Source organism: Stenotrophomonas sp. HMWF003 (assembly GCF_003061285.1).
In the GTDB taxonomy this organism is placed as follows: domain Bacteria; phylum Pseudomonadota; class Gammaproteobacteria; order Xanthomonadales; family Xanthomonadaceae; genus Stenotrophomonas; species Stenotrophomonas maltophilia_AP.
In genome coordinates this window covers 27,732-31,068 of sequence record NZ_QAIW01000248.1, presented here as the reverse complement: position 1 = coordinate 31,068, position 3,337 = coordinate 27,732, and the positions used below count along the sequence as shown (strand labels likewise).

General features: G+C 67.4%; 2 protein-coding genes and 1 pseudogene. 1 reads left to right on the top strand and 2 read right to left on the bottom strand.

The features are described 5' to 3' along the window. On the bottom strand, window positions 1-811 hold an 811-nt coding region (gene cydB, locus DBR34_RS10305), incomplete at its 3' end, for a cytochrome d ubiquinol oxidase subunit II (RefSeq protein WP_258223805.1). A gap of 1 nt (window position 812) precedes the next feature. After that, entirely contained in the window at window positions 813-2,210 is a 1,398-nt protein-coding gene (locus DBR34_RS10300) for a cytochrome ubiquinol oxidase subunit I (protein ID WP_128096721.1), read from the bottom strand. 551 nt (window positions 2,211-2,761) lie between these two features. Here DBR34_RS10300 and DBR34_RS22635 point away from each other — a divergent pair. Beyond that, window positions 2,762-3,337, top strand: a pseudogene (locus DBR34_RS22635) (S9 family peptidase); the annotation flags it as partial.

Sequence of the window (3,337 nt, the reverse complement as noted above, 5' to 3'; positions counted from 1 at the left end):
GGATGAACAACGCCAGGGTCAACAGGAACGGCGGCAGGTCGCGGCGCGGGTGCATCGCACTGCGCCACAGCGCCACCGCCACGCCCAGCGTCAGCAGCGGCACCGGCGACAGCCACCAGAAGTTGCCATCGCTGAACCAGCGCGCCATCAGGCGCGAATCCAGGAACGGCAGCCAGGTGCTCACCAGACCCATGAACACGATCACCGCCACCACCAGCGGCCGCGTCAGCGTGCGCGCGAACGCCTGCTCACGGCCCTCGGTCTTCAGGATCAACCAGGTGCTGCCCAGCAGCGCGTAGCCGAATACCACCGCCGCACCGGTCAGCATCGAGAACGGACTGAACCAGCTGAACGCCCCACCGGCATAACGGCCATCCACGATCTGCAGGCCTTCCACCAGCGCCCCGAGAATGACCCCCTGCGCGAACGCGGCCAGCAGCGAGCCCAGCCCGAACGCCACGCTCCACAACCGCCGCGAGCGGTGCGCCTTGAAGCGGAATTCGAACGCCACCCCGCGGAACACCAGCGCCACCACCAGCAGCAGCACCGGCAGGTACAGCGCCGACAGCAGCGCCGCGTAGGCCTTGGGGAAGGCCGCCATCAGCCCGGCCCCGCCCAGCACCAGCCAGGTTTCGTTGCCGTCCCAGATCGGCGCGGCGGTGTTCATCATGATGTCCAGCTGTTCCTCGTCCTCGGCCATCGGCGCGAGGATGCCGATGCCCAGCACGAAACCGTCCAGCACCACGTACATCAGCACGCCAAAGCCGATCACCGCAAACCATGCCACCGGCAGCCAGGTTGTCATCTCCATGTCAGCGCTCCTCCAGCGGTTCGTCGGCACCGGACAGCGGCCGCGCCGGGGTATGGCTGCCCGCATCCAGCGCCGGCGCCGGTTCGTGCGGCTTGGGCCCGGTGCGGATGATCTTGACCAGGTACCAGATGCCCCAGCCGAATACGAACGCGTAGCCCACGATGTAGACACCCAGCGACAACGCGGTCATCCACGCACTCTGCGGGCCCACCGCGTCGGCAGTGCGCAGCACCCCGTACACCACCCACGGCTGGCGCCCCATCTCGGTCACGAACCAGCCCGATACCAGCGCGATGAAGCCGCTGGGCAGCATCCAGTTCCAGCCGCGCACCAGCCACCGCGACTGCAGCAGCTTGCCGCGCCACCACTGGAACGCCGACACCCAGGCCAGCAGCAGCATCAGCGTGCCCAGCCCGACCATGATCCGGAAGGCGAAGAACACCGGCACCACCGGCGGCCGTTCGCTGGCCGGTACCGAGGTGAGCGGGTCGAACGTGCCCTCCAGCGAATGGGTCAGGATCAGGCTGCCCAAGCGGGGAATGGCGATTTCGTAGTCGTTGCGCTCGGCTTTCTCGTTGGGCACCGCGAATACCACCAGCGGCACGCCTTCACCCTGCCCCTCGGAATGCCAGTGCGCTTCCATCGCGGCAATCTTCATCGGCTGGTGCTTGAGCGTGTTCAAGCCATGCATGTCGCCGACGAAGATCTGCACCGGCACGGTCAGCGCGGCGAACGCAACGGCTGCCAGCAGCATGGTTCGCCCGGCTTCCAGGTGCGTGCCCTTGCGCAGGTACCAGGCCCCCACGCCACCGATCACGAAACAGGTGGTGATGAACGAGCCCAGCGCCATGTGTGCCAGGCGGTACGGGAAGGAGGGGTTGAACACCACCTGCCACCAGTCCTGCGGGTGCACGATGCCGTCGATCATCGCGTAGCCGGCCGGGGTCTGCAGCCAGCTGTTGGACGACAGGATCCAGAACGTGGAGAACAGCGTGCCCAGCGCGACCATGCAGGTGGAGAAGAAATGCAGCCGCGGCGATACGCGGCCCCAGCCGAACATCATCACGCCGAGGAAGCTGGCCTCCAGGAAGAAGGCGGTGAGCACTTCATAGGTGAGCAGCGGCCCGATCACGCTGCCGGCCACTTCGCTGAGGCGCGGCCAGTTGGTGCCGAACTGGAAGGCCATGACGATGCCGCTGACCACGCCCATGCCGAAGGACACCGCGAAGATCTTCTGCCAGAAGAAATACAGCTCGCGCCAGACCGGGTTGCCGGTGCGCAGCCAGCGTGACTCGACGAAGGCCAGCCAACTGGCCGTACCGATCGTGAAGGCGGGAAACAGCACATGGAAACTGATGACGAACCCGAACTGGATCCGCGACAACAACAACGCGTCCACGTGACGCCTCCGGCAGGTTTTCTGGAATCCGCACCAGTCTGGGCTTGTATTGGTTAAAGGCACATGCGACCCGGTGACGCGCTGCTTCACTTTGTCGCAGGTGGAGCCCGGTCCTGGGTTGGTGATTGATTCAGCGGGCACGACCCCTTAGGCCGGGGCTACCGCGAGCGTGAGGGCCCCTTAGCGGCCGGTAGGCCCCTGGTGCAAATGTCCCCCGGCCGCGGTCGCGGCCTCCTACTTTATTTTGCCCAGGAGCCTACCGGCCGCTAAGGGGCTCGGCTTGCGGCAAGCAAGGGAAGCCAGGCTTTTCTGGCGCTGTCGGTGGGTCGGGCGCTGGGGTCCCATACCCTTGGAGGCGAAGTAAAGGGGGAGGGGGCGGCCGCAGGCCGACGCCGGAGGACATTCGCCGGAAAGGGTATGGGGCCCCAGCGCCCGACCCACCGACCACCGCTTGCCTTGCGCAGGAAGGCCACGTCCATGACCTGTGGCCCCTTCCTGCGGCCCTTGCGGCTGCTACGCTTGCCGGGTTTTCTACTACGGTGCCGCCCGCAATGCCCAGAACGCTGCCCTTGTCCCTGCTGCTGCTCGCCGCCCTCGGCGGCACCGCCCACGCGGCGCCGACGCCGACGCCGATCACCATCGAGCAGGCCATGGCCGACCCCGACTGGATCGGCCCGCCGGTCGAAAGCGCGTGGTGGTCCTGGAACAGCCAGCAGGTCGAGTACCAGCTCAAGCGCACCGGCAGCCCCGTCCGCGACACCTTCCGCCAGCCGGTCAGCGGTGGCGTGGCCACCCAGGTGGCCGATGACCAGCGCGGTAGCCTGGACGTGGACAGCCCGGTGTACGACACCCTGCGCCAGCGTGCCGTGTTCGTGCGCAACGGCGACGTGTTCCTGCGCGACCTGCGCAGCGGCGCGCTGACCCAGCTGACCCGCAGCAGCGAAAAGGCCAGTGCGGCCAACTTCGCCCGCGACGGCGGGGTGATCTGGCAGACCGGCCAGACCTGGTTCCACTGGACCGCCACCGGTGGCGTCCAGCAGGTGGCCAGCCTGAAGGCCGAAAAGAACCCCGACGATGCGCCCAAGGCCGACGTCCTGCGCGACCAGCAACTGCGCACCCTGGCCACC